This window comes from Cellulomonas denverensis, assembly GCF_012396125.1.
GTDB classification, from domain to species: domain Bacteria; phylum Actinomycetota; class Actinomycetes; order Actinomycetales; family Cellulomonadaceae; genus Cellulomonas; species Cellulomonas denverensis.
Map to the genome: position 1 here is coordinate 262,224 of NZ_JAAXOX010000004.1, position 25,998 is coordinate 288,221.

Below are 25,998 nucleotides of genomic sequence, written 5' to 3' on the forward strand. Positions count from 1 at the left end.
CGCATGACCCAGCCCGATGGCCTCGCCGCCGAGCTCGACGCCGCCGAGCGGTCGCCGCTGTTGCGCCGCTTGGCCGCCGTGCGCGAGCGACTGCATCGCCGGCGCAGCACCCGGTGGGTGTACCGGACGGCGGTGACCACGGTGGGGGTGGCCGTGCTGGGCACCGGGGTGCTGCTGCTGGTGCTGCCGGGGCCGGGTTGGTTGTTGATCTTCCTGGGCCTGGGGGTGCTGGGCACCGAGTATCCGGCGGTGCGGCGGCTGACCGACCGGTTCAAGGCCCGGGTGCTCGGGATCTGGTGGCGCTGGCGGGCGCGGCGGGCCTGAGGCTCAGACCGCGACCGGCACCCGGTCGGCGCGCGGACCGTCCACGGCCCGGAGCAGCCGGGTCAGGCCCTCGACGCTGCCGGTGAGCCGGCGTGCCTCGTGGCAGCCGCCGCGGGCGATCGCGGTGGGCAGGTCGCCGCGGACCGGTCGCAGCTCGGTGCGGTGACCGGCGATGGGGGACGCACCCGCGGTGACGGCGTCGCACAGGCCGGACCAGAACGCCCGGTCGTGCGCCGGGCGCCCGGCGACCAGGACGGCATCGGGGTCGACCAGGCGGCAGAAGGTGGCAACGGCGTGCCCGACGTGCCGGCCGGCGGCGAGCTGGACCACCGGGCGATCGGGGGCCGACCGGGCGACCGCCAGCACCTCGTCCAGGCTGCGGTGGCAGGCCGGTCCGAGCGCGGGCTCCCGGGTGGGCAGCACCAGTCCGCCGATCCGGCCGGCCACTCCCCCGGCACCGGCGACCATCCGGCCGTCCAGCAGGGTGGCGGCCCGCAGGTCGCCGTCGAGGTCCAGGCACAGCACGGTCCCGGTGGCTCCCTGACCGGCCAGCGCCAGCTCCGCCCACGGCCGCACCTGCACCCGGGCGGGCAGATCGTCGGCGAGCTGGGCGGCATCCACCCGGGCGGCGCCGGGGCCGGTGAGCAGGACAGTGAGCAGCGGGGCGCCGGGCAGGAACGTGGCGGCGGCCCGGGACAGCCCCGGCGCCAGCAGGTCGGCGGCGACGGTGCACCGGCCGCGCACCCGCCCGGCCAGGTCGGCGACGGTCAGCCGTGCCCGCTCGCCCTCGGCCTGCACCACCGCGACCGCCCCGGCGGCGGGGTTGAGCCGGAATCGTTCACTGGGCCGGCCGGTGGCGGCGGGGTCCTTCCCGGCGGCGAGGATCAGCCGGTGCCGGACGAGCAGGTCGAGGTGCTTGGTCACGGTGTTGCGCGCCCGGCCGGTGACCCGGTGCAGCTCGGCACGGGTGTGCGGGCGGGTGTCCCAGAACACCGCCAGGGTCTCGGTGACGTCGGCGTAGAACGCGGCCATGCGGACCTTCCACTCGTCGTGGCCGGTTCGCACGCCCGTGGGCGAGTCGGCAGTTCCGCTGAGCAGTCAAGACCCGGTGCGGCCGGTGCGGCCGGGACGTTCGGCCCCGGTCAGCGCGGCAGGTAGGCGTGCAGCCGGGCCGGGTCGTCGGGTTGCTCGGCGGTCAGCGCGTCGTAGGTCGAGGACTCGTGACCGGCGCTGCCGTACAGCGGCGTGTCGTAGACGTGGGTGTCATAGACGGCGGTGGCAGGCGGCGGCGTGGGGGACGTGTCGACCCAGGCGGCGACCCGGGGCAGCCCGGCACGGTCCAGGTCGGCCGGCACCCATCCGGCCGCCTCGGCGGACTCCCGGGCCCGGCGGTAGGCACGCTCGGCCTCCTCGAGTTCCCCCTGCGCATGGGCCAGGCGGACCGCGGCACGGCAGAGGTCCTCGGCCGAGACCATCCGGTCTCCCTGGGTGGCCAGCAGGGCGGAGAGGAACTGGTCGGCGTCGGGCATGAGCCGCATGGTGGCAGTCCCGGACGTACCCAGCTCGGTGGACGAACCGGATATAGGTGGCGAACCAGGTGGAACCACGCGGATACGACAGCACCCCCGGTGACGACCACCGGGGGTGCTGTCGCGGAACGCTCAGGCGGCGACGGCCACCGGCTGCTCCGAGCCGGCCTGCTCGGGCAGCTTGCGGGTCGACTTGAGTGCCACCACGAGCGCGGCGGACACCAGCGTCCCGATCAGCACCGCCAGGATGAAGCCGGCGAAGTTGCTGATCAGCGGCAGCACCCAGATGCCACCGTGCGGCGCCTGCAACCCGGAGCCGAAGGCCATCACCAGCGCACCGGTCACCCCGGAGCCGACCACCGAGGACACGATCACCCGCCACGGGTCGGCGGCGGCGAACGGGATCGCCCCCTCGGAGATGAAGGACAGGCCGAGCAGCACCGCCGCCTTGCCGTTCTCCCGCTCCGCCTCGGTGAACAGCTGCTTGCGGACGAAGGTGGCGACCGCGAGCGCCAGCGGGGCGACCATGCCGGCGGCCATCACCGCGGCCATGATCCGGTACTGCACCGCGTCCTGGCCAAGGCCGGGAGTGGCCAGCCCGGTCACCGCGAAGGTGTACGCCACCTTGTTGACCGGTCCGCCGAGGTCGAAGCCCATCATCACGCCGAGCAGGGCGCCCATCAGGATCAGGTTCGACCCGGACAGCCCGTTCAGCCAGTTGGTCAGGCCCTCCATCAGCGCGGCGATCGGCCGGCCGATCAGGACGAACATCAGGAAGCCGGTGATCAGCGAGGACAGCAGCGGGGTGACCACCACCGGCATCACGCCGCGCACACCCTTGGGTACCCGCCAGTTGCTGATCCACAGTGCGAGGAACCCGGCGACGAAGCCGGTGACCAGTCCGCCGAGGAACCCGGCGCCGATCGTCACCGACACCGCCCCGCCGACGAAGCCGGGCACCAGACCCGGCCGGTTGGCGATGCCGTAGGCGATGAACCCGGACAGCACCGGCACCAGGAAGGCGAAGGCGGCCGACCCGGTCTGGTACAGCAGCACCGCCCAGTCCTGGCCGGAGAACAGGTTGAAGTTCTCGATCAGGGTCTGCACCGAGACCCCGGTGACCTCGACCGCGCCGGTCTCGCCCCAGGCGGCCTGCGCCACCATGAAGCCGAGCGCGATCAGGATCCCGCCCGCGGCGACGAACGGGATCATGTAGGAGACCCCGGTCATCAGCCACTGCCGGATCCGGGCCCCGACCGAGGCGTTCGGCTCGACCTTGGTGGCGGGTGCGGCCGTGGCGGCGGGCGCGTCGGTGACCGGCCCGGCCTCGACCGCGGCGACCGCCTGGGCCACCACCCCGGGGGCGTCGTGCACGGCCTTCTTCACGCCGACGTCGACGGTGGGCTTGCCGGCGAAGCGCTCGCGGCCCTGGACCTCCAGGTCGGCGGCGTAGATCACCCCGTCGGCGGCGGCGATCACGGCCGGGTCGATCGGGGAGGAACCGGCGGCACCCTGGGTCTCCACGACGACCTCGTGCCCGGCCGCCTTGCCGGCCTGCTCGAGGGCCTCCGCGGCCATGTAGGTGTGCGCGATGCCGGTGGGGCAGGAGGTGACGGCGACGAACTTCATGACGGCACGACCTCTCGGGTGATGATGTCGGCCACGGTGGCGGCATCGGGGGCGTCCAGCAGGGACTGGCGGAAGGACTCGTGCACCAGGCGGCGGGCCAGGGCGGCGAGGATCTTCAGGTGGTCGGAGTCGCCACCGGCGGGGGCGGCGATCAGGAACACCAGGCGCGCCGGACCGTCCTCGGCGCCCCAGTCCACGCCCTGGCGCAGCTTGCCGATCGCCAGGCTCGGGGCGGTGACGTGCTCGGAGCGGGCGTGCGGCAGGCCGACCCCGCCGGGCATCCCGGTGGGCATCTGCGCCTCCCGGGCCCGGACGTCGGCGGCGAAGCCCTCCGGATCGGTGACCCGGCCGGCCGCGTGCAGCACCGCGATCAGCTGCGCGGTGGCGTCTTCGCGGTCGGTGGCGGCCAGGTCGGTGAGCACCAGGTCCGGGGTGGTGAGCAACTGACTCATGACGACAGCTCCTTCAGGGCGGTGGCGGGGTCGGGGTCGGCCACGACGGCGACCTCGGTCGGGTGGATGTCGGTGGGGGCGGGCACGGCGCTGCCCGGGAGCAGGACCGCCGCACGGCCCCAGGCGACGGCGCGGGCGAGCCGGGCGCCGGGGTCGGGGTCGTCGGCGGCCAGATACCCGGCCAGGGTGCAGTCCCCCGCGCCGACGGTGGACAGCGGGACCAGGGCCGGGCCGCCGGCCCACCAGCTGCGGTCGGCCTGCACCAGCAGCGCGCCGTGGCCGCCGAGCGAGACCAGGACGGTGTCCAGGCCACCGGCGATCAGTCCCCGGGCAGCGGCCAGGACGTCCCCGACCGTGTCCAACCGGGCGCCGGTCAGCTCGGCCAGCTCCTCGTCGTTGGGCTTGATCAGCGACAGGCCACCGTGGGCGACCGCGGCGGCCAGCGGGGCACCGGAGGTGTCCACCACCACCGGGACCCGGGCCTCGGCGGCCAGATCGATCGCACGGGTCAGCAGCTCCATCGACTGCCCGGCGGCCAGCGACCCGGCGATCACCAGCGCCCGCGCGTCCGGGAGCAGCTCGCCCTGCACCGCGGCCAGCAGTGCGTCGGTCTCGGCCGCGGACAGGGCCACGCCGGGGCTGTTCACCTTGGTGGTCCGCCCGGTGACCTCGGCCAGGGTCAGGTTGGTGCGGGTGTGCCCGGCAACCCGGACCGGGTGTGCGGCGACCTGCTGGTCGGCCAGCAGGGCGACCATCCGGTCACCGTCCGGCCCGCCCACCGGCAGCACGGCCCGGGATGCCACCCCGTTCGCGGTCAGCGCGCGGGTCACGTTCAGGCCCTTGCCGCCGGGGTGCAGGTGCTCCGCGAGCGCCCGGTTCACGCCGCCGGGCTCCAGCCGCGGCAGGTCGAGCGCCCGGTCCAGACTCGGGTTCGGGGTCAGCGTGACGATCATGCCCGCACCACCCGGACGCCGGCGGCCTCGATCTCCTCGGCCAGCTCGGGCGGGACCCCGGAGTCGGTCACCAGGGCGTCGATGTCGGACAGGGGCGCGACGTGCGCGAAGTCCTCCCGGCCCAGTTTGGTGTGGTCGGCCAGCACCACCGTGCGGCGGCCGGCCCGGACCAGGGCGGCCTTCACCGCGGCCTCGGCCAGGTCCGGGGTGGTCAGCCCGTGCTCCACGCTCAGCCCGTTGGTGCCGAGGAAGGTCACGTCCACCCGGATCTCGGCCAGCTCGCGCAGCGCCCAGCTCCCCACCGCGGCCAGGGTCCGGCCGCGCACGGTGCCCCCCACCAGGTGCAGGGTGATCATCGGCCGGGTGGCCAGCACGGTCGCCACCGGCAGCGCGTGGGTGACGACGGTCAGCTCCCGGTCGGTGGGCAGCAGCTCGGCCAGCCGGACGGTGGTGGTGCCGGCGTCCAGCAGCACCGAGCCGCCGTCGGGCAGCTCGTCCAGTGCGGCCTTCGCGATCCGCTCCTTCTCCGCGGACAGCAGCCCCTCGCGCTGGGCCAATCCGGGCTCGAAGCCCAGGCGCTCGACCGGGATCGCGCCACCATGCACCCGGCGGACCAGGCCGTGCCGCTCCAGGACGGTCAGGTCGCGGCGGACGGTCTCGGTGGTGACGTCGAGGTCGGCGGCCAGGGAGGCGACATCCGCGCGACCGTCCCGCCGGGCCACGGCGAGGATCTGCTGCTGGCGCTCCGTTGCGTACACGTCGACTCCATCGTGAGGTGCGGCCGGATCATCCCGGCCCCACCAGTGTGAAGCCGGTCACCTCCCGAAGTCAACCTAAAACAACAAACTCGGGTCCAAAACCACACCCGAACGGGCAGAGTGCGCGGGTCAGCCGGTGCGCACCGGGTCCCGTTCGGTGGCGAGGGTGCAGTCCGCACACCGCAGCTGCCGGACGCCGTCCACCCGCCGCGCCGTCCAGTCCTCACCCCGGCGGACCCGGGCACCACAGTCGTCGCAGCGCCGGCGGCGGGCCAGCGCGAGCAACAGCCACCCCATCAGCAGCAGCCCGAGCACCAGGGCCACCAACCCGAGCACCTGCGAACCGGTGATCGCCAGCTGCGGCAGTTCGGTGGCGGCGGTCTCGCCCTGCAACCGCGCCTGCACCTGGAAGTGCAGCACCGTGCCGTCCGCTCCGGTGGCGCGGTGGTCGCTCACCTCGGCAGGCATCATGAACCCGACGGTGACCTCGGTGGTCGCGCCACGGGGCACCTGCACCTGCGCCACGGTCGGGTTGCCGTCGGCGAGCAGGGTGGCGAAGGACTGCTGCCCGGACACGCCACCGACCGTCCAGAACAGGTCGATCGCCTCGGCCAGCTCCGGGTTCGGGCTGTCGGCCGGCAGGTCCTGGCCCAGCACCAGACTGACGGACATCACGCCGTCGGCCGGGCCGTCGTTCCGCAGCGTGAGGGTGCGCTCGACCCGATCTCCGGGGGACGCCACCCGGTCGCCGACGAAGTCCGCCTCGACCGTGGCGTACTGCCGCCCGGTCCAGTCCAGGTGCACGGTGGGCCCGTTCCACTCCGCGGCGATGGCCCCGGCGACGACGGTGCCGGTCTGGTCCGCGCCGGCACTCCCCGCGCCGGCGGCGGACCCGGCGGCCGGATCGGCGGCGGTCCCGGCAGCGCCGTCCCGCGCGCCGGAGATCGGACCGGCCCCGGTCGCGGCAAGAGTGCTACCGCCGATCAGCAACAGCGCCACCGCGATCAGCCAGGCCACCAGCCGGCCCCGCGGCGACAGGGCACCGTCGCCGACCCGCCACACCTGCTGGGGGGTGCCCGGACCTGCCGGGATCACCACGGTTCGGGTCGCCATCACGCCTCGTTCCGGTCGAAGGGGGTCGGGTGGTCAGTGGAGACGGCCACCTGCCGCTGGGAGAGGGCGAGCTCCCGCTTCCGCAGGTCGAGCTCGCGTTCACGCAGCGACAGCTCCCGCTCCCACAACTCGGCCTCGGTCGGCGTACCTGCTCCCGGGTCAGCGGCCGGTGCGGGTCCGCCGGCGGAGGCCGTGGCGGGGATCGCCAGCACCCGGGTTCGTCCCCGGCCGAACCCGCCGCTCAGGCCGATCCCGATCAGCACCACCGCGGCCACCAGGATCACGGCCTGCAGGTGGTCTCCCACCCACTGCCGGACCCAGCCCAGCCGGGGGATGCCGTACAGGAAGGTCCCGCGGACCTGCTCCGGGGAGATCGGGTCGTCCGCTGCCGTGTTGGCGTCACCCTGCGTGATCAACCGGCACCGGGTGCCGTCGTCGAAGGTGCCGATCGTCTTGCCGACCACCCGGTGGCTGATCAACGTCGGGTCGTTCGGGGTGGGGAAGTACGTGACGATGTCACCGACCCCGACCGTGGCGCAGACGTCGTCGACGCCGCGGACCACGATCACGTCGCCGGGGGCGAAGGTCGGTTCCATCGATCCGGTCAGGACGGTGAGCGACGCCCCGCCGGTCAGCCGGGGCACCAGCACCAGAGCGGTCAGCGCCGCGACCAGCACCACCGCGAGCGCGGTGGTCAGTGCCTGACCGGCGATCCGCCACGGCGAGTCGTACCAGGGACGAGCGACTGCCCGGCTCGGCATGACGGACCTCCGGTGTGGCGGGTGGGGTGCGGGGGCGGCGTCAGGGGGCTGGCACCGCCCCCGCACGTGCGGCGGCGGCTCAGGAGAACTGGGCGCCGGTGTCGCGGACCTGGGTCAGGGTGAGGGTCAGGTCGGCGAGGGTGTCGGAGACGGCGACCTGATCCCGGTCGGCCGTGTCCGCGTCGAAGGAGCCGTAGACGACCACGGTGAAGTCCTCCGTGGTCTGCGCCATCTGCCAGACATTCACGCCGTCGGCGTCCTCCAGGCCCGCGTTCTGGCCGGCGGCCGGGGCGGAGAGGTACAGCAGGCCGGCGTCGGCGGCGGTGGGCAGCGCGGTCTCGGCGACCAGCAGCACACCGTCCTGGTAGATCTCGTACGTGTAGACCATGCCGGTGTTGGCCAGCGCGTTCTCCTCCGCGCCGTCCAGGCTCAGGCGGCCGACCAGGTTGTCGCCCTCCAGGGTCACGTCCGCGGAGAACGCCGCCGCGACCCGGTCGCCCGGCACGATCCGCCACTCGTCGATCGCGGTGATGACGTGGCCCAGCTGGGAGCCGTCGGTGCCGGTCACCGTCTCGGTGGCGTCCTCGCGGTCTGCGGAGACGTCCCAGAACGTGGTGTCGGCACTCTGCACGACGTTCAGGTCACCGGCGGTGATGGTGCCGCCGCCGAAGCTGTCGGAGGCCGACCACAGGGCGAAGGTCGAGCCACCGAGCAGCAGCGCGGCGCCACCGGCGACCCAGATCAGGCCCTTACGGCGCTTCTTCTCCTCGGTCACGACCAGGACCGGGGCATTGGGGGTGGTGTTCATCGGACTACTTCCTCTCGATCTGCCCCGGTTGGGGCCGGCTGTCGCCACCCACCACGTGGGTCGGCGGGGGTGGAACATCAGGGGGTGGCGGAGTACGACGGTTGGTCGCCGGTCGCCACGGAGGGGTTGAGGTTCGTGACCGCCGGGTCGAGCGTGATCACCACGCTGGGTTCGGCGGACGGATCCGGGAACAGGACCGCGTGCCAGCCGTCCTCGTCCCGGGGTCTGCTGCCGTCGGCCCCGGTGCCGATCACCGACGCCTCGTTCACGTAGTCGCCGCTGGTGTGCAGCGAGCGGGGGAAGGCGACCACGGCGGACCAGTCGGCGATCGCGGTGCTGACCTCGCCGTTCATCCCGACGGCGGTCGCCTGCACCTGGTTGGCGTAGACGCCGTCCGGGTCGTCGATCCAGTCCATCGCCACACACCACTCCTGGGTGCGGGTGCTGCCGCCCGCGTTGGTGCCGGCCGCCTGGAGCTGGTATCCGTCGCCGTCGTAGATCACGACATTGCGGTCCTCCTGGCCCGCCGGGGTCACGGGAACCGCCGAGCAGTCGCCGCCGGCCGCCGCCGGGTAGACCTTGACCACCGATCCGCCGAGCACGGTGCTCGGGGAGGCGGTGCCCGCACTGATGTCGGTGACCGTCCCGTCCCGGTCCACGGTGCTGTCCAGGCGGACATCGACTGCCAGGCCGGTGATGCCCAGCGCGGCGCCACTCATGGTGAACCGCCAGAACACCGGGTCCGGGTCAGGTCCGGTTTGGTCCAGCACTCGGATGATCTCGCTGCCCGGCAGGGTGAGGGTGACCGGCCCGCCGTCCGTGGAGACCACCGGGGTCGTCGCGTCCGCGGCCTGGGCCGCGAAGCTGACCGCCCCGGTCGGCATGGTGGTCGAGGCACCGTCGTCCCGGTCGGACCACAGCGCCTGGGCGGTGAGCGATCCGGCGCACAGGGCCAGCACCGCCACCGGGGCCACCCGGTAGAGACGGTCGCGGCGGTTCATGCCGCACCCCCGGTGGCGTAGCCCTCGCCCTCGCGCACCTGCTCCAGCCCGACCCGGATCTCACCCAGCGTCCAGGCGCCGGTCGCGTCGGTCACCGGTTCACCGGTCCAGACGTACTCGCCGCGCACCTCGACCCGGACCACGACCGTCCAGTCCTGGGGTGCGGCGTCCTCGCTGCCGGTCAGTCCGGGAACCACCACGGTGGTGCCCAGCTCGGCGGCGCCGTTCTGCGGGGCGACGGTGTTGCCGCCGTCGTCCCGCACGGAGAAGGTCACCACGATCCGGCCGGCCTCGACGTCCCCGGCGGCGCCCTCGGCCACCGCGACCGAGAAGCCCCCGGCGATGTTCTCGCCCACCAGGGTGGTGGTCACCGGCTGGCTGATCTCGATCACGTCGCCGGGCATCGTGTGGAAGTCCGCGGGCAGCCCGTCGTCGTAGCGGCCGGAGGCCAGGTTTGTCACTCCCGGCGTGACCTGCGCCCAGGTCGCCTCGGTCAGCTCCAGGCTCAGGTCGCCCGAGGTGATGGTGCCTCCGGCGAAGCCGGTCCGGGCCGACCACAGGGCGAACGTCCCGCCGATCAGGAGCACGGCGGCGACCACCGCGGACAGGCCGAACAGGACCCCGCGGCGACGGCCGGCGGTCATGATCCCGCGGCCGTCGTGTCGCGAGGGATCAGCACCGCACAGGCGGACAACTGCTGGGACTCGCCGATGCCCAGGACCGGGATGGTGCCGATCACCCCGCCGTTGCCCAGCCGGGTGTCGGTGTCGGTGATGACCGCGTCGGTGAGCACCGTGGCCCAGTCGTCGGCCGAGATGTTGGTGACGGTGTAGACCCAGCAGACGGCCTGGCCGTCGATCAGGCGGGAGCCGGCCAGCGACTCGGTGCCGGTCGCGGCGATGCTCGCCGGGGAGGAGGTGTCCGCCACCTCGACATAGGCCCGCTTGGTGATCTCGATCACCGGGTCGGTGGCGAACAGCCGCAGGTCCAGCGCTGCGACCACCAGCCCGTCGTAGTTGCTGTCGGCCGAGGTCAGGGTGTGCGCGATCGTCACCGGGGTGTCCGCGGCGACGTCGCCCGCCGGCGCGGTGATGGTGAGCGCACCCGACCCGGTGGCTCCGGCGGCGATCAGGGGGGCCGGGGTGGCCAGCGTGACGCCGTGCGCCTCGCCCACCGCGTCCATCCCGGTGCTGAACACCAGGTCGGCGGAGGGGGTGGGGGCGCCGGCCCGCAGGTCGATGGCGTAGTCGCGTCCCTCGGCCTTGCCGATCACCAGGGCCAGCATCGCCGGGCTGACCACCACCGGGTTGGTGAAGGTGATCTGGTTGTCCGTGCTGGTCGCCGGGGACAGGTTGGCCAGGCCGATGGTCGAGGTCACCGTGTTCGCGGCGATCGACGCGGTCACGGTCGCAGAGTCGTCCACCCGGACGATCACCACGAACTCCGTGTCCTGCGACCCCTCGACGGCGGTCACCGAGACCACGCGCGGGTTGAGCCGGGTGGCGTCGATGGTGTCCGCGGTCGGCTCCGCGGCCAGCGTGATGTCCTCGGCGCCCAGGGTGGCCGGGTCCAGCGGCACCGAGGAGGTCACCGTGAAGTGCAGGTCACGGGCCAGGGTCGGGTCGTTCTGGTCCTCGGCCTGGTCGATGGTGAGCACCGGCTGGCACGTGCCGTCGATGGCCGCCACCCGGGAGAACTGGGAGGACGCGGTGGTGTCCCCGGCGTTCGGGTCCTGGGTCTGCACCCGCAGCCCACCGGAGACGTCACCGGTGGTCGCGCTGACCGGCAGCGTCGCACCGTCCGGCAGATGCGCGAGCCGCTCGTCGCCGGGCAGTGGCAGCTCGACGGTCAGGGTGGTGCGCTCCTCGGTGGTCAGCGTGACCGACTCGAGGTACACCTCCGCGGTGTTCCCGGCAGTCCAGTACAGGTCCAGGGTGGTCGGCGTGACCGGATAGCGCGCGGCCGCCAGATCGACGGTGTTGTCGGCGTCGCTGGGTGGGGCGACCTCCAGCTCGATGGTGCACTGCTGGGCGCTCAGCGCGGCGGCCTGGGCGTTGGCCGACGTGCGGGCGGTCGGGTACCAGGTGTTGAGCTTGCCGTTGGCGCCGAGCGTCTGGTTGTTCACCATGGTCAGCACGGTCGAGCCGCTGGACAGGCCCTCCTCGGTGACGGTGTTGGTCTGGGTGCCGGTGCTCGTGCCGAAGGTGTTGCGGGCCACGGTCACCGCGCCGGTGCGATGCAGCCGGATCGTGGACCGGGCGGAGGTGGAGCCCCACCCGTCGAAGTGGTTGTCCTCGATCCGCACCCCGGAGGAGCTGACGTTCTGGGTGTCGGAGTACGGGCCGAACCAGTAGATCGCCTGCATCGATCCGGTGGCGGCGCCGAAGCTGTTCCGGGCGATCAGGCCGGTGCCGGAAATCGCCTTGCCGTAGGGCAGCCGGATCATCCCGTTGGTGGCCTCACTGGCGGCGGTCACGGTGGTGAACACGTTGTCCGTGATCGAGAAGTCGGTGACCGTCGCCGCGGTGGACGACGCACTGCCGAAGTCGATCAGTGCCTCGCCGGAGTAGATCCGGGGGTTGGTGATCGTGTTGTGGCTGAAGACGAAGTTGTTCAGCGTGGCCGATCGCGCGTCGACCAGCCGGGTGTTGTTGTCCGCGGCACGGTTGAGGTTGACCACGGTGTTGTTGGTGAACACCAGGTCGTTGACGTGCTGCTGGTAGACCGAGATCGGCGTGGAGGAGCACCCGGTGGCGCTGCTGCCGTTGCAGCTGCCGCTGAGGTTGGCCAGGAACTGGACGTTGTCGAAGGTCAGCCCGTTCACCGGAGCGGACGCCGACGTGCCGTCCACCCAGCCCCAGCCCCAGTTGCTGCTCGCCGAGGAGGCGTAGCCGGTGATGGAGTAGTTGGACACCGTGATGTTGCTGGCCCCGCCGCGCACCACGATGAACCGCTCCGGGTAGTAGTTCGCGGTGACGTTGGAGCCGTTGGTGATCAGGACGTTCGAGGCGTTCGGCCCGACGTAGAACGTGGTCTCCCCGGCGAACACCTGGTTCATCCGGGTCAGGGTGATGTCCGGACCGTTGAGGTGGAACACGGCGACGCCGCGGTCGGCGGTGGTGTTGATCGTGATCTTGTACTCGAGGTCGATGGTGACCGGCGCCGTCACCTCGAACATCGCGCCGGAGTCGCCGGTGATCGAGCCACCGCCGGCGGAGAGGTTGCCGGTCTGCATCAGCGCCGAGTTGGTGGTGACCACCTCGATGTTGCCGCCCGCGAAGTCCGGGTGGACCCCGATCCCGATCTCCCCCGGGGCGCCGTTGAGGGCATTGGACTCCTCGATCGCCGCGCGCAGGGTGCAGACACCGGCCGCGGTGGCGCACACCCCGTCACCGGGGTTGGCGTCGGCGGTGGTCGCCAGGGAGTCGACCAGGAACACCCGGTCGGCGGTCAGGCTCTGGGCAGCGGTCATCCCGCCCGCGACCAGCGCGACGGTCGCCACCACCGCGGCGATCGTCCGGTTCCGGCGGCGACCGGTGCGCAGGGGTCGCCGTGCACGGTGCCGGGGGGTGGGCGTGGAGACAGGGGCCACGTCGAACTCCTCGATTCGAGCGCGTCAGGGGGAACGCGCATCGGGATGACGTCATCCAGGCTCCGAGGCGGCCACGGGGATCCCGCACCACTGCGTGCTGTTCGCGCCCGGACTAGGGGGCAGTTGGAGTGGTGCACGGTTGCTACTACGTGGTAACACCGGCATCTGGTGCGTGCCAGGTCGGAACGGGCCCGCGTGCCGTCGGGGAGTGGCCCAGCGGCGGCCCGGAGTACCCTCCTCCCGGCAGGGCATCGGCGCGCGAGGACGGGAGGCTGCCCACCATGGCCGGCTCCCAGACCGCGCTGCGCGAGGCGAACCGCGCCACCGTCGTGGAGACGATCCGGCGGTACGGCGGGCTGACCCAGGTCGAGCTGGCGGCGGCCACCGGGCTGTCCGCGGCGACGGTGTCGAACATCGTGCGCGAGCTACAGGCCGCCGGGGACGTGGACGTGAAGGCCACCGTCTACAACGGCCGGCGGGCGGCGCTGGTGACGATGGTGCACCGGACCGGGATCGCCGCGGGCATCCACATCGGCATCCGGCACATGGCGATCTCGTTGGCGGACACCGCGCAGCAGACGCTGGTAGAGCAGTCGCTGCCGCTGCCGCACGAGCACCGGGCCGACACCAGCCTGGACCGGGCGGCGCTGCTGGTGGTGGAGCTGCTGGAGCGGGTGGGGTCGTCGCTGGACGAGCTGCTGGGGATCGGGATCGGGGTGCCGGCGCCGGTGGATGCGGCGACCGGGACGGTGTCGGTGCCGGGGATCCTGCGCGGCTGGGACGACGCACCGGTGGCGCAGGTGATGTCCAAGCGGCTGGGCGTGCCGGTGTTCGTGGACAACGACGCGAACCTCGGCGCGCTGGCGGAGAGCCGGCTGGGCGCGGCGCGGCAGTACCAGGACTCGGTGTACGTGCGGGTGTCGCACGGCACCGGCGCCGGGGTGTCGCTGGCCGGCCGGTTGCACCGCGGGTTCGCCGGCACCGCGGGCGAGATCGGGCACGTGCAGGTGGACGCCGGCGGGGTGGTCTGCCTGTGCGGCAGCCGCGGCTGCCTGAACACGGTGGCGGGTGCGCCGGCGCTGATCGACGTGCTGCGGGCCAGCCGGGGGGCGCTGACCCTGAGGGACATCGTCGCGCTGGCCAATGACGGCGACCCGGGGTGTCGCCAGGTGGTCGAGGACGCCGGGGCGACGATCGGGGCGGTGGTGGCCGGGCTGGCGATCGCGGTGAACCCGCAGTGCGTGGTGGTCGGCGGGGAACTGGCCGAGACCGGTGAGCTGCTGATCGCCCCGATGCGGGAGGCGATCCGTCGCCGGGTCCCGCTGAATCATCTGGCACCGCTGGAGGTGGTCGCCGCCGAGCTCGGGTCCCGGGCCGAGGTGACCGGCGCGGTGCTGCTCGCCCTGGAAAACACCCGCGCGACGACGCGCTGGAACACTCGCCCGGACGGAGACTAGGACTCGTGGCACTCAGCGTGGAGGCAGCGATGACCGGGGCGGCGGACGGGTCGGCGAACCGCTCGCCGGTGCTGTCCGTCCGGCGGGTGACCAAGCGGTTCGGCGCGGTGGAGGCACTGACCGAGGTCGACCTGGAGATCCGCCCGCACGAGGTGGTCGCCCTGGTCGGCGACAACGGTGCGGGCAAGTCGACCCTGGCCAAGATCATCTCCGGGGTGCTCCAGCCGGACTCCGGGGTGGTCGAGATCGCCGGCGAGCAGGTGTCGATCCCGAACCCGGCCGCCGGTCACGCCCTGGGCATCTCGACGGTGTTCCAGGACTTGGCGCTGTGCGAGAACCTCAGCGTGGCGGCGAACATCTTCCTGGGCCGGGAGTTGCGGGCGTCCCGGCACAGCCCGATGGACATCGACGGGATGGAGCTGGCCGCGGCGAACATCCTGCGCGACCTGACGATCACGGTGCCGTCGGTGCGGGTGCCGGTGCGCGAGCTGTCCGGCGGGCAGCGGCAGGCGGTGGCGATCGCCAGGACCCTGACCACCCGGCCGCGGATCCTGGTGCTGGACGAGCCAACCGCCGCACTGTCGGTGGTGCAGACCGCCGAGGTGCTGACCCTGGTGGAGCGACTGCGGGCGATGGGGCTGGCGGTGCTGATCATCAGCCACAACCTGGCGGACCTGCGCGCGGTGTCGGACCGGATCGAGGTGCTGCGGCACGGCCGGAACAACGGCTCCTTCGACGCGGGGACCTCGGCGCCGGAGGAGATCATCGGCGCGATCGCCGGCGCGACCCGCCCGAACCGACCGCACTGGGCGAACATCTAAGTTTGCCTTCAGTAGTTGTCGGCAAACCCGCAGTGAGCTGGGACCTACGTCCCGTTGGTTGCGATTCGGTCACTCCAGGATGAGGTTTGCCTTCAGAGGTTGACGCGTAGCCACTCCCGTCCCTACTGTCCTCGACGAGTCGACGACAGACCGGCAGCGACGCCGGTCGCGCAGCGAGGCGCAGAGAGCAGGAACGATGACGGACACCCCCGTCGTCCTCGAGATGAGGTCGATCACCAAGACCTTCCCCGGGGTGCGCGCCCTGGACCAGGTCCGCATGTCCGTGCGTGCGGGCGAGATCCACGCCATCTGCGGGGAGAACGGCGCCGGCAAGTCGACGCTGATGAAGATCCTGTCCGGGGTGTACCCCTACGGGACGTACCAGGGCCAGATCGTCTACCAGGGCGAGGAGGTCCGGTTCAAGGACATCAAGTCCAGCGAGCGCGCCGGGATCGTGATCATCCACCAGGAGCTGGCGCTGATCCCCGAGCTGTCGATCGCGGAGAACATCTTCCTCGGCAACGAGAACTCCGGCCCGTTCGGCATCGACTGGGACACCACCCGCGAGCGCGCCGCCGAGCTGCTGGCCCGGGTCGGCCTGGACACCTCCCCGGACGAGCTGGTCAAGAACATCGGCGTCGGCCAGGCCCAGCTGGTCGAGATCGCCCGCGCACTGTCCAAGGACGTCAAGCTGCTGATCCTGGACGAGCCGACCTCGGCACTGAACGAGGAGGACTCCGAGCACCTGCTGGACCTGCTGCGCGGACTGCGGGCCAAGGGCCTGACCAGCATCATGATCAGCCACAAGCTCAACGAGATCGCCGCCATCGCCGACTCGATCACCATCATCCGCGACGGGCGGACGGTCGAGACCCTGGACGCCGCCGCCGGCGAGGTGGACGAGGACCGGATCATCCGCGGCATGGTCGGCCGCTCGCTGGACCACCGGTTCCCGGAGCACACCCCGCAGATCGGCGAGGTCTTCTTCGAGGTACGGGACTGGACCGTCGAGCACCCCCAGGTCGCCGACCGGCTGGTCTGCAAGGGCTCCACCTTCCACGTCCGGCACGGTGAGATCGTCGGCTTCGCCGGGATCATGGGCGCCGGCCGCACCGAGCTGGCCCGCTCGATCTTCGGCCGGTCCTACGGGCGCTGGCGCGGCGGGCAGATCCTGATCGACGGCAAGCCGGTGGAGCTGACCACGGTGCAGCAGGCGATCGACCACGGCATCGCCTACGTCCCGGAGGACCGCAAGATCCAGGGTTTGAACCTGCTGGACAGCATCCTGGACACCATCGTCTCGGCCGACCTGAAGCGGATCACCAAGCACCGGGTGCTGGACACCGACCTGGCGACCATCGCCTCCGAGCACTACCGCACCTCGCTGAACATCAAGACCCCGTCGGTCCGGGAGGGCGTGGTCAAGCTCTCCGGCGGCAACCAGCAGAAGGTGCTGCTCGGCAAGTGGATGTTCCCCGAGCCCGGGCTGCTGATCCTGGACGAGCCGACCCGCGGCGTGGACGTCGGCGCCAAGTACGAGATCTACGGCCTGGTGCAGCGCCTGGCCGACGAGGGCAAGGGCGTGGTGGTCATCTCCTCGGAGCTGCCCGAACTCCTCGGCCTGTGCGACCGCATCTACACCATCTTCGAGGGCCGGATCACCGGTGTCCTCGACCGGGAGCAGGCCAACCAGGAGGACCTGATGCGCCTGATGACCGGTTCCAGCCCAGCAGTCACCCACTGAAGGACAGACGATGACGTCACTCAAGCAGCTGTTCGGCGGCGGGGCCCGTCAGTTCGGCATGGTGTTCGCCCTGATCGCGCTGGTGCTCATCTTCCAGTTCGCCACCGGCGGCAAGGTGCTCACCCCGACCAACGCGCAGAACATCATCAACGGCAACTCCTACGTGCTGATCCTGGCGATCGGGATGGTGCTGGTGATCATCGCCGGGCACATCGACCTGTCGGTCGGGTCGGTGGCCGCCGTGGTCGGCATCATCGTGGCGCTGGCGATCCGGGACTGGGGCATCCCGTGGTGGCTGGGCATCCTGCTCGGCCTGGCGGTCGGCGCGGTGATCGGCGCCTGGCAGGGGTTCTGGGTCGCCTACGTCGGCATCCCGGGCTTCATCACCACGCTGGCCGGGATGATGTTCTTCCGCGGCGCCAACCAGTACATCGGCAAGTCCAACACCGTCCCGGTGCCGAAGGAGATCCAGTTCCTCGGCGCGGGCTACCTGCCGGAATGGGGCCCGGACACCGGGCTGAACAACTCCACTCTGCTGCTCGGCATCCTGGCGATCGCCGCGCTGATCTGGGGTGAGACCCGTCGCCGCCGGTCCGCCCGCCGGCTGGGCGGCGCCCCGATCCCGACCTGGGCGTCCGTGGTGCGGGTGGCGCTGCTGGCCGCGGTGATCGCCGGGGCGACCTGGCTGTTCGGCTCCGGGCGGTACGGCACCTCGTTCCCGATCTCCGGGGTGATCCTGGTGGTGCTGGTGCTGGTCTACGCCTTCATCTCCAACCGGACCATCACCGGCCGGCACGTCTACGCGGTGGGCGGCAACCGGATCGCGGCCTCGCTGTCCGGGGTCAACATCCGGCGGACCAACTTCTTCGTGATGATGAACATGTCGATCCTCGCCGCGCTGGCCGGGATCATCTTCATCGGCCGGTCCACCGCCTCCGGGCCGTTCGACGGCACCAACTGGGAGCTGGACGCGATCGCCGCGGTGTTCATCGGCGGGGCGGCGGTCTCCGGCGGGGTCGGCACCGTGGTCGGCTCGCTGATCGGTGGCCTGGTGATGGCCGTGCTGAACAACGGGTTGCAGCTGATGGGCGTCGGCTCCGACTCCACCCAGATGATCAAGGGCCTGGTGCTGCTCGCCGCGGTCGCCTTCGACGTCTACAACAAGATCCAGGGCCGCCCCTCCATCGTCGGACTGCTGCTCAAGGGCGTCCGCCGCGGCCCGGTCAACCCCGAGGGCGACGACAGCGGCCTCGGCACCGGCGCCAACCCGGTCTCCCAGGCCGAGACGCTCGCCCGGAACTGAACTCCCGGGCCGGACTCCCGGCCCGGCGCTCGACCGCATCCGATGACGGGTGCCCAACCGAGGAAGAGTGACACCACCCATGAAGAAGCTGACCGCGGCGCTGGTCGCCGCCGGGGCCGCCGGAGCCCTCCTGCTCACCGGCTGCTCCTCCTCCGATCGCGGCGGATCCACCGACGAATCCTCCGGCTCGGCCACCGAGGCGAGCGGTTTCGCCGCCGATGCCACCATCGGGGTGGCCCTGCCGCAGAAGACCTCCGAGAACTGGGTGCTCGCCGAGCAGCTGTTCAAGGACGGCCTGACCGAGGCCGGGTTCAACCCGATCGTCCAGTTCGCCAACTCCGGCGTCACCGAGCAGCAGAACCAGATCCAGGCCATGACCGAGCAGGGCGCCAGCGTGATCGTGGTCGGCGCCATCGACGGCTCGCAGCTGGGCTCCCAGCTGGAGGACGCCAAGGACAACGGCGCCTACGTGATCGCCTACGACCGTCTGGTGAAGAACACTGACGCGGTGGACATGTACGTCGCCTTCGACAACTACCAGGTCGGCGTGCTGCAGGGTCAGGCGCTGCTGGACGGCCTGGCCGAGCGCAAAGGCGACGGCCCGTACAACATCGAGCTGATCGCCGGCTCCCCGGACGACGCCAACTCCACGCCGTTCTTCGAGGGGGCGATGAGCATCCTGCAGCCGAAGATCGACGACGGGACGCTCACCGTGGTCTCCGGTCAGACCTCCTTCGAGCAGGTCGCCACCCAGGGCTGGAAGGCGGAGAACGCGCAGAAGCGGATGGACACCATCCTGTCCGGCTCCTACGCCTCCACCGAGCTGGACGGCATCCTGTCGCCGAACGACACCCTGGCCCGCGCCGCCCTGACCTCGGTCGCCCAGGCCGGCAAGGACACCCCGGTGATCACCGGCCAGGACTCCGAGGTGGAGTCGGTGAAGTCGATCATGGCCGGCGAGCAGTACTCGACCATCTACAAGGACACCCGCGAGCTGGTCGCCCAGACCATCAAGCAGATCGAGGCGCTGCAGAAGGGTGAGGAGCCGGAGATCAACGACACCGAGTCCTACGACAACGGCGTCAAGGTGGTCCCGTCCTTCCTGCTCACCCCGGTGATCGTGACCAAGGAGAACGCCGCCGAGGTCTACGCGAACGACGACACGCTGGCGCCGCTGACCAAGTGACGCCCGCACCGCGGCCCCCGTCCGGCAGTCCGCCGGGCGGGGGTCGCCGGTGTTATCGGTCCGTGTGGTCGGCGCGGTCCGTGCGGTCGGTGCGGGACTCGCGCAACGCCCGGCCCCGGCGCACATCCGCCTCCAGCTTGGCCTGCTTCTTGTCGCTGGCCCGGGTGTCCCGCGGCGGCAGCTGGATGCTCCGCTCGGCCTCGATCCCGCCCTGCAGCTCCCGGCCGCGCTCCACCTCGGCGTCCAGCTCCGCGCCGAACAGCAGCGCCAGGTTCGTGATCCACAGCCACAGCAGCAGGATGATCACCCCGGCCAGCGACCCGTAGGTGCTGCCGTAGGAGCCGAAGTTCGCCACGTAGAACCCGAAGCCGACCGACGCCACGATCCAGACCAGCACCGCGACCAGCGCCCCGACGCTCATCCAGCGGAACTTCGGCTGCCGGACGTTCGGGGCCCAGTAGTACAGGATCGCCACCGCCAGGATCACCAGCGCCAGCACCACCGGCCACTTGGCGATGTTCCACACCGTCACGGCGGCCGAGCTCAGCCCGATCGTCTCCCCGACCTGCTCGGCGATCGAGCCGGACAGCACCACGGCGACCACGATCAGCACCGCGAACAGCACCAGCACCAGGGTCACCACCAGCAGCACCGGGCGCAGCTTCCAGATCGGCCGGCCCTCGTCGATCTCGTAGATCCGGTTCATCCCGCGGCTGAACGCGGCGACGTACCCGGAGGCCGACCACAGCGCCAGCAGCAGCGACAGCACGAAGGCCAGACCGGCGCCCGGCGAGGTGGTGATGTTCTCCAGGATCGGCTTCAGGGTCTCCTGCGCGCTGTCCTCCCCGACGATCCCGGTCGCGGTCGCCACCAGGTTCTCCACCAGCTGCCGCCCGTCGCCGACCAGGCCCAGGATCGACACCACCGCCAGCAACCCCGGCGCGATCGCCAGCACCGCGTAGTAGGTCAGGGCGGCGGCCAGGTCCGTGCACTGGTCGCGCTGGAACTCCCGGATCGTGGTGCGCAGCACGTAGGACCAGGACCGCCTGGTCAGGTCATCGGGTGAGTCCGGCTTGCGGGGGTCGTCCGGCGCCGGGGCGGCGGCGCGCTCGGTACTGGTGCTGTCCTCGTCGGTGGGGGCCACGGGTTCCTCCTGTGGTGCGGCTGTTCTCTGCCGCCAGCCTCACCCGGGGCCGCGGGGTCTGCCACAGGAGCGCCGGTGCCGGGGTCACTCCGTGACGGCCGGTGCCGTCCCGGTCCCGCGGGCCTCGCCCACCACCCGGGCCACGTGCAGGGTGAGGTAGGCGGCCTCGTTCGGGCTGAGCGGGGTCCGGACCCGCAGCTCCACGATCTGGGCGAGCCGGTCGGCCAGGATCGCCTCCTCCGGGTACGCGGACCGGATCGCCTCCCCGACCCCGGACAGCGCCACGTCGTCCACCTGCTCGCCCCGGTGCACCCGGATGAACAGGTAGCGCAGGTGGGTGATGAACCGGCCGACCGAGACGCTGCCCGGCACCAGGGTCACCCCGGCGGAGGCGGCCACCACGTCCAGCAACTGCTGGATCAGCCCGGTCATCAGGTAGCTCGCGGACAGGTCGCCGGTGGCGAAGCCCGCGTTGACCAGGTGCAGGGCCAGGCCGACCGCCTCGGTGTCGGGCAGCGGTACCTCCACCCGGCGGTTGATCGCCCCGAGCAGGGCGGTGGCCTGGGCGTACTCCTCCGGGTAGAGGCTGGTGACCTCCGCCAGCAGCGGGTACTCCACCACCTGGCCGCGCTCGGCCCGGGTCAGGGCGGAGGCCACGTGATCGGCGAGCGCCACCAGCAGGGCCGCCCGGCCGGCGATGGTGTCCAGGCCGACCTCGGTCAGCGCCTCCGCCACCAGGTGCACCGATTCCGGCGGGATGTCCGCCAGCAGGGCGGCGAGGTGGTCCGGGTCCCGGCCGTCATCCGGCCGGAACACCCGGACCACCCGCTCGTCGTCGACCTGGTCGCCGGGCTTCGCCTGGAACCCGAGCCCTCGCCCGGTCAGGATCACCTCGGCGCCCTGGGCCTCGCGCGCGAGGATCAGGTTGTTGTTGAACACCCGCAGCACGTGCACGAGGCCCCCGCCTACCGGTTCAGCGCTCGATGTCGAGCAGGACGTCCCCGGCCCGGACCGTGCCACCGCCGTGCGCGGTGACGCCCGGAAGGCTCTGGCTGTTGGTGACGGTGACCAGGGTGGTGGTCGGCAGGCCGGCAGCCTGCACGGACACCAGGTCCACGGTACCGAGCCGGTCGCCGGCGGTCACCCGCTGGCCCCGGCTGACGTCGACGGTGAAGCCCTCGCCGCCGAGCCGGACGGTGTCCACCCCGACGTGCACCAGCACCTCGACGCCGTCGTCCGTCCGCAGGCCGAAGGCGTGGCCGGTGTCGGCGACGGTGACCAGCTCACCGGTGACCGGCGCCAGGATCGTGCCGTCGGTGGGGACGATCCCGAGCCCGGCACCCAGCGCCCCGGAGGCGAACACCGGGTCACCGGCCTCCTCCAGGGCGACGGTCTCGCCGCTGACCGGGGCCAGCACGGCGGTGGTCGGCGCAGCGGGCTCCTCGGCGGCGGGGGTGGCTTCGGCGGCCGGGGTGGCCTCGGTGACGGTCGCGGCCGGGGCGGGGGCCTGCGCGAGGTCACCGCGGGCGGCCAGCGCCTCGGCCCGCTGCTCCGGGGTGCGGTAGTCGGAGATGATCACCAGCACCATCGACACCACGAAGGCCGCGGTGATCGCGATCACGTACACCGGGATCGGGTCGAACACCGGGATGGTCAGCAGCGAGGTGAAGGCGAAGGCCTGGGTGTCGACGCCGCCCATCAGGCCGATCAGCAGACCGCCGACCAGGCAGCCGACCAGCATCCGCGGGTAGATCCGCTTGAACCGCAGGTGGATGCCGTACAGCGACGGCTCGGAGATGCCACCGAGCAGACCGGCGGCCAGCGCACCGGTGGCGGTCTGGCGCATCTGGGCGTCCTTGTCCCGGATCGAGAGCACCAGCACACCGGCGGTGGCACCGAAGCAGGCGAAGTTCCAGGCACCCATCGGGCCCTGGATGAAGTCGTAGCCCAGGGTGTTCAGGTTGACCAGCATCAGCGCGTTCAGCGGCCAGTGCAGGCCCAGCGGGACCAGGAACGGGTAGAGCAGCGGGATCACGATCGCGAACACCAGCGGCGCGTTGCCGTTCAGCCAGGCCAGGCCGTCACCCAGGCCGGAGCCCAGCCAGACGCCGAGCGGGCCGAGCAGGAAGGCGGTCACCGGGATCATCACCAGCATCGACAGGAACGGCACGAAGACCATCTGCACGTTCTCCGGGAAGATCCGCTTCAACCCGCGGTACAGCGGCGCCAGCACGGCCACCATGATCAACGGCACGAACACCTGCCCGCCGTACTCGTTCAGCTGCATCGGCAGGCCGAAGATGTCGGCGACGCAGGAGGTGGTGCCCAGCGTGTCGTTGGTGGTGCACACGGTGCTGGCGGCGTTGGTCAGCGCCATGAAGTCGGGGGTCATCACGGCGGCCATCACCGTGGCGCCGACCCAGGGGTCGACGTTCAGCTTCTTCGCGGCGTTGTACGCCACCATGATCGGCAGGAAGTAGAACACCGCCCGCCACATCGCATCGACGAACACCCAGGTCGCGGGCTTGTCGTCCGCCCGGAAGTCCACCACGCCGAGCGCGTCCAGCACGGCGGCGAACGCGATGATCAGCGAGGCGCCGAGCAGCACGCCCAGCAGCGGCCGGAACGAGTCGGACAGGTACTCGAACACCCCGTCCAGCCAGGAGAACCTGCCCCGGCCCTTCGCACGAGCGGCGGCCTTGACCTCGGCATCGGTCTGCGGTCGCTTGCCGCCACCCACGCCGGCCATCGACGGCAGCGCCATGATGTCGGAGAACACGGTCTGCACCGCCCCGCCGATCACCACCTGGAACCGGTCACCGGACTGGGGCACCGCGCCGAGCACCCCGGGCACCTGCTCCACGGTCGCCACATCGACCTTCGAGGCGTCCTGCAGCTCGAATCGCAGCCGGGTGGCGCAGTGGGTCAGGCTCGTCACGTTCGACGGCCCCCCGACCGCGGCAATGATCGCCTCGGCCCTCTCACGTGTCGTCGCCGACGTCATCGTCTCTCCTTCGTTGGGCGGACACCGACGTCAGGGCACAAAAAAAGACCCGAGGCGCATCGCTGCGGCTCAGGTCTTGCCCCGCGACGGTGGCGGGTAACAATCCTTCGGGCGAACTCTCGGGTTCAAGGGGAAGATAGCGCCAGCCGGGACGACGATCCAAGTCCAAGGTCCTAGACCGCCCGAATCGCCCCTAGTCGGATCGCCGGCAGAGTGGCAGCATCGTCGTCGTGACGATCCGGGGGCGTTTGTCCGCAATTGTCCTGACCGCCGGGCTCCTCGTGAGCACCGGGATCTCCACCGCGGCCGCGGCGACGGTGGCGGACTACGGCGCGCTCGCCACCGCCTTCTCCGACCCGGCAGGCGGCGGCGGGCAGGCCACCCTGACCGCGGACATCGCCCAGGGATCGGCCGCCGGCCTCCGGCTGGCCGCGGGCGGGACGCTCACCCTCGACCTGTCTGGCTTCGACCTGACCACCGGCTCGATCGTGCTGGGCGCCGGCTCCACACTGACCATCACGGACACCTCGGCCGGGACCCCCGGCACCCTGACCGCCAGCTACGACCGCACCCCCAGCGGCTCCCGGCAGGACTCGGTGATCGAGACCAACGACGCGACCCTGATGATCGAGGGCCGAGCGCAGGTGAGCACCGACGACGCCAACATCACCTTCATCACCGTGGCGGGGATCGGCGCGACCACCGGCACCGGCACCCTGCTGATCCGAGGGGACGCGGTGGTCACCTCGGACTGCCTCGGACCGGCGATCGCGGTCGGCGGGGCCTCGGTGAACGACGCCACCCTGCCGGTGAGCTCCGCGACCATCGGCGGGAACGCCCAGGTCACCGCGACGTCGCAGTACGGCGGCGGGATCGGCGGCCGCCCCGGCCAGGACGGCGGCAACCTGACCATCACCGACAATGCCGTGGTCGAGGCCACCAGCACCCAGGGCGCCGGGATCGGCGGTGGGGTGAACGGCGGCAACGGCGGCACGGTCGTGATCGACGGCGACGCCCAGGTCACCGCGATCAGCCAGGCCAGCGCCTCCGGCGGCAGCCTGGCGCTCGGCGCCGGGATCGGCGGCGGCCTGGCGGCCCAGCGTGACGCCGGGGCCCGGTTCGAGGGCGGCAACGGCGGCGACGTGACGATCGGCGGGAACGCCGTGGTCACGGCCACCTCGGAGCGGCTCGGCGCGGGGATCGGCGCCGGCGACAACGGGATGCGCGGCGGCTCGCTGCACGTACTGGACAACGCCACCGTGACCGCCACCTCCGGGCTGGCCGGCGCCGGGATCGGTGGCGGCACCGGCGACGGTGCCTGGCCCGAGGACGGCAACGGCGCGGACGTGATCCTGGACGGCGGCACCACCACCGCGATCAACGCCGCGCAGCCGTACCAGACCTCGGCGGTCGGGGTCGGCACCGGTGGCACGGACTTCGGGTCGCTGGAGATCAACTCGCCCGCGGTGCTGGTCATCCCGGCCGGCGCGGTGCTGCGGATCCCGGACGGGATCACCGTCCCCGGCGACGGGCAGCTGCGCGGCGACGGCACCGTGGTCAACGACGGCGCGGTCCAGCTCGCCACCGACCAGGTCGACTGGCCGGTGCTCCGGCTCGACCCGCACGACTACCTGACCACCTTCGACGCGAACGGCGGCACCGGCACCGCCGCGGTGCGCACCTTCGCCACCACCTTCACCGCCGGGGCGCGGGAGCTGCCGCCGCCGCCCACCCGGCCCGGGTACGAGTTCCTCGGCTGTGCGGACTCACCGCTGGGCCTGGTCGCGGCGGCCTCCGGGCGGGCGGTGGCACCACGCGCGGTGGTCGACTTCACCGAGGACACCCTGCTCACCGGCGACCGCACGCTCTACGCCCAGTGGGCGGCCAGCACCACCACCGCGGCGGCGACCGCGGCCGCACCCGCGATCGGCCAGGACCTGGCGGTGACCGTGACCGTGGCCGCCGTCGACCCGGTGGCCGGGGTCCCGGTCGGCACCGTGCAGCTATTCGTGGACGGCAGCCCGGTCGGATCGCCGGTCCCGGTGGACGCCGCGGGGGCCGCCACGCTCACCTACCCGGCGGTCACCGCCGGGACGCACACCCTGCGCGTCGACTTCACCCCGACCGATGTGGTGTGGGGCAGCTCCGCCAGTGCGCCGCTCCAGTTCATCCTGACCGAACCGGTGGTTCCGGCGGCCCCGATCCCGGCAGCCCCGGCCCCGGCAGCCCCCGGGCCGCCGGCCGACGCGGCGCCGCCGACCACGGTCCTCACCGTGCCGCTGGCCACCACCGGCAGCCCGGAGCCGATGCCCTGGCTGGGCGCGGCGGCCCTGCTGATCGTGGCCGGTGCCTGGCTGGCACGACTGGCCCGGCACCGCTGGACCGCCCGGACCCGCTGAGTCCCGGCCCGCCTGCACCG

At 72.1% G+C, this 25,998-nt stretch carries 22 protein-coding genes; 7 read left to right on the plus strand and 15 right to left on the minus strand.

The window, feature by feature from the left end:
• Window positions 1–3 precede the first annotated feature (3 nt).
• Window positions 4–324, plus strand: coding sequence for a PGPGW domain-containing protein (locus tag HGA03_RS10475; RefSeq protein WP_168630202.1), 321 nt, complete (start codon window positions 4–6; stop codon window positions 322–324).
• A gap of 3 nt (window positions 325–327) precedes the next feature.
• On the opposite strand, the gene HGA03_RS10480 is transcribed toward HGA03_RS10475, so the two are convergent.
• The 12 genes from HGA03_RS10480 to HGA03_RS10535 all read right to left on the minus strand — a co-directional run bounded on the left by HGA03_RS10480 (window position 328) and on the right by HGA03_RS10535 (window position 12,920).
• Window positions 328–1,356, minus strand: a complete 1,029-nt coding sequence (locus HGA03_RS10480) for a hypothetical protein (protein ID WP_168630203.1) — start codon at window positions 1,354–1,356, stop codon at window positions 328–330.
• Window positions 1,357–1,466: 110 nt separating this feature from the next.
• A complete protein-coding gene (locus HGA03_RS19355) occupies window positions 1,467–1,853 on the minus strand; it encodes a hypothetical protein (protein WP_168630204.1) in 387 nt (128 codons plus the stop codon).
• A 132-nt stretch (window positions 1,854–1,985) separates the two neighbouring features.
• Window positions 1,986–3,482, minus strand: a complete 1,497-nt coding sequence (locus HGA03_RS10490; RefSeq protein WP_168630205.1) for a PTS fructose transporter subunit IIC — start codon at window positions 3,480–3,482, stop codon at window positions 1,986–1,988.
• Window positions 3,479–3,934, minus strand: coding sequence for a PTS sugar transporter subunit IIA (locus HGA03_RS10495; protein WP_168630206.1), 456 nt, complete (start codon window positions 3,932–3,934; stop codon window positions 3,479–3,481). The genes HGA03_RS10490 and HGA03_RS10495 overlap by 4 nt, the downstream gene beginning before the upstream one ends.
• Window positions 3,931–4,887: a 1-phosphofructokinase family hexose kinase gene (locus tag HGA03_RS10500; RefSeq protein ID WP_168630207.1), complete on the minus strand. Its 957-nt coding sequence runs from the start codon at window positions 4,885–4,887 to the stop codon at window positions 3,931–3,933. The genes HGA03_RS10495 and HGA03_RS10500 overlap by 4 nt, the downstream gene beginning before the upstream one ends.
• The gene (locus HGA03_RS10505; protein WP_168630208.1) at window positions 4,884–5,645 is read right to left on the minus strand and encodes a DeoR/GlpR family DNA-binding transcription regulator; all 762 of its coding nucleotides are present in this window, start codon (window positions 5,643–5,645) and stop codon (window positions 4,884–4,886) included. Before HGA03_RS10505 ends, HGA03_RS10500 begins: the two co-directional genes overlap by 4 nt.
• 129 nt (window positions 5,646–5,774) lie before the next feature.
• Window positions 5,775–6,758, minus strand: a complete 984-nt coding sequence (locus HGA03_RS10510; RefSeq protein WP_168630209.1) for a hypothetical protein — start codon at window positions 6,756–6,758, stop codon at window positions 5,775–5,777.
• Window positions 6,758–7,519, minus strand: a complete 762-nt coding sequence (locus tag HGA03_RS10515; RefSeq protein ID WP_168630210.1) for a signal peptidase I — start codon at window positions 7,517–7,519, stop codon at window positions 6,758–6,760. The genes HGA03_RS10510 and HGA03_RS10515 overlap by 1 nt, the downstream gene beginning before the upstream one ends.
• Before the next feature lie 79 nt (window positions 7,520–7,598).
• Window positions 7,599–8,327 (minus strand): alternate-type signal peptide domain-containing protein, encoded by a 729-nt coding sequence (locus HGA03_RS10520; RefSeq protein WP_168630211.1) that lies wholly within the window; start codon window positions 8,325–8,327, stop codon window positions 7,599–7,601.
• Window positions 8,328–8,404: 77 nt separating this feature from the next.
• Entirely contained in the window at window positions 8,405–9,328 is a 924-nt protein-coding gene (locus tag HGA03_RS10525) for a hypothetical protein (RefSeq protein WP_168630212.1), read from the minus strand.
• A complete protein-coding gene (locus HGA03_RS10530; protein WP_168630213.1) occupies window positions 9,325–9,972 on the minus strand; it encodes a SipW-dependent-type signal peptide-containing protein in 648 nt (215 codons plus the stop codon). Before HGA03_RS10530 ends, HGA03_RS10525 begins: the two co-directional genes overlap by 4 nt.
• Complete coding sequence (locus tag HGA03_RS10535) at window positions 9,969–12,920, minus strand: autotransporter outer membrane beta-barrel domain-containing protein (protein ID WP_168630214.1); 2,952 nt, start codon at window positions 12,918–12,920, stop codon at window positions 9,969–9,971. Before HGA03_RS10535 ends, HGA03_RS10530 begins: the two co-directional genes overlap by 4 nt.
• A gap of 281 nt (window positions 12,921–13,201) precedes the next feature.
• Here HGA03_RS10535 and HGA03_RS10540 point away from each other — a divergent pair, with 281 nt between their 5' ends.
• The 5 genes from HGA03_RS10540 to HGA03_RS10560 all read left to right on the plus strand — a co-directional run bounded on the left by HGA03_RS10540 (window position 13,202) and on the right by HGA03_RS10560 (window position 19,431).
• Window positions 13,202–14,377: an ROK family transcriptional regulator gene (locus tag HGA03_RS10540; RefSeq protein ID WP_168630215.1), complete on the plus strand. Its 1,176-nt coding sequence runs from the start codon at window positions 13,202–13,204 to the stop codon at window positions 14,375–14,377.
• Window positions 14,378–14,406: 29 nt separating this feature from the next.
• Complete coding sequence (locus HGA03_RS10545; protein WP_168630340.1) at window positions 14,407–15,198, plus strand: ATP-binding cassette domain-containing protein; 792 nt, start codon at window positions 14,407–14,409, stop codon at window positions 15,196–15,198.
• Window positions 15,199–15,394: 196 nt separating this feature from the next.
• A complete protein-coding gene (gene mmsA / locus HGA03_RS10550) occupies window positions 15,395–16,942 on the plus strand; it encodes a multiple monosaccharide ABC transporter ATP-binding protein (RefSeq protein WP_168630216.1) in 1,548 nt (515 codons plus the stop codon).
• A gap of 10 nt (window positions 16,943–16,952) precedes the next feature.
• Window positions 16,953–18,245: a multiple monosaccharide ABC transporter permease gene (mmsB, locus tag HGA03_RS10555; RefSeq protein ID WP_168630217.1), complete on the plus strand. Its 1,293-nt coding sequence runs from the start codon at window positions 16,953–16,955 to the stop codon at window positions 18,243–18,245.
• A gap of 79 nt (window positions 18,246–18,324) precedes the next feature.
• Complete coding sequence (locus tag HGA03_RS10560) at window positions 18,325–19,431, plus strand: substrate-binding domain-containing protein (RefSeq protein ID WP_168630218.1); 1,107 nt, start codon at window positions 18,325–18,327, stop codon at window positions 19,429–19,431.
• 52 nt (window positions 19,432–19,483) lie between these two features.
• On the opposite strand, the gene HGA03_RS10565 is transcribed toward HGA03_RS10560, so the two are convergent.
• The 3 genes from HGA03_RS10565 to HGA03_RS10575 all read right to left on the minus strand — a co-directional run bounded on the left by HGA03_RS10565 (window position 19,484) and on the right by HGA03_RS10575 (window position 23,579).
• A complete protein-coding gene (locus tag HGA03_RS10565; RefSeq protein WP_168630219.1) occupies window positions 19,484–20,575 on the minus strand; it encodes a YihY/virulence factor BrkB family protein in 1,092 nt (363 codons plus the stop codon).
• An 84-nt stretch (window positions 20,576–20,659) separates the two neighbouring features.
• Window positions 20,660–21,529 carry a PRD domain-containing protein gene (locus HGA03_RS10570; protein ID WP_168630220.1) on the minus strand — a complete coding sequence of 290 codons (870 nt, stop codon included), beginning with the start codon at window positions 21,527–21,529 and terminating at the stop codon, window positions 20,660–20,662.
• A gap of 19 nt (window positions 21,530–21,548) precedes the next feature.
• On the minus strand, window positions 21,549–23,579 hold the full coding sequence (locus HGA03_RS10575; protein ID WP_168630221.1) for a glucose PTS transporter subunit IIA: 2,031 nt from the start codon (window positions 23,577–23,579) through the stop codon (window positions 21,549–21,551).
• 281 nt (window positions 23,580–23,860) lie between these two features.
• On the opposite strand from HGA03_RS10575, the gene HGA03_RS19600 reads away from it, so the two are divergent.
• Window positions 23,861–25,978, plus strand: coding sequence for an Ig-like domain repeat protein (locus HGA03_RS19600; protein ID WP_168630222.1), 2,118 nt, complete (start codon window positions 23,861–23,863; stop codon window positions 25,976–25,978).
• The last annotated feature ends 20 nt before the right edge of the window (window positions 25,979–25,998 follow it).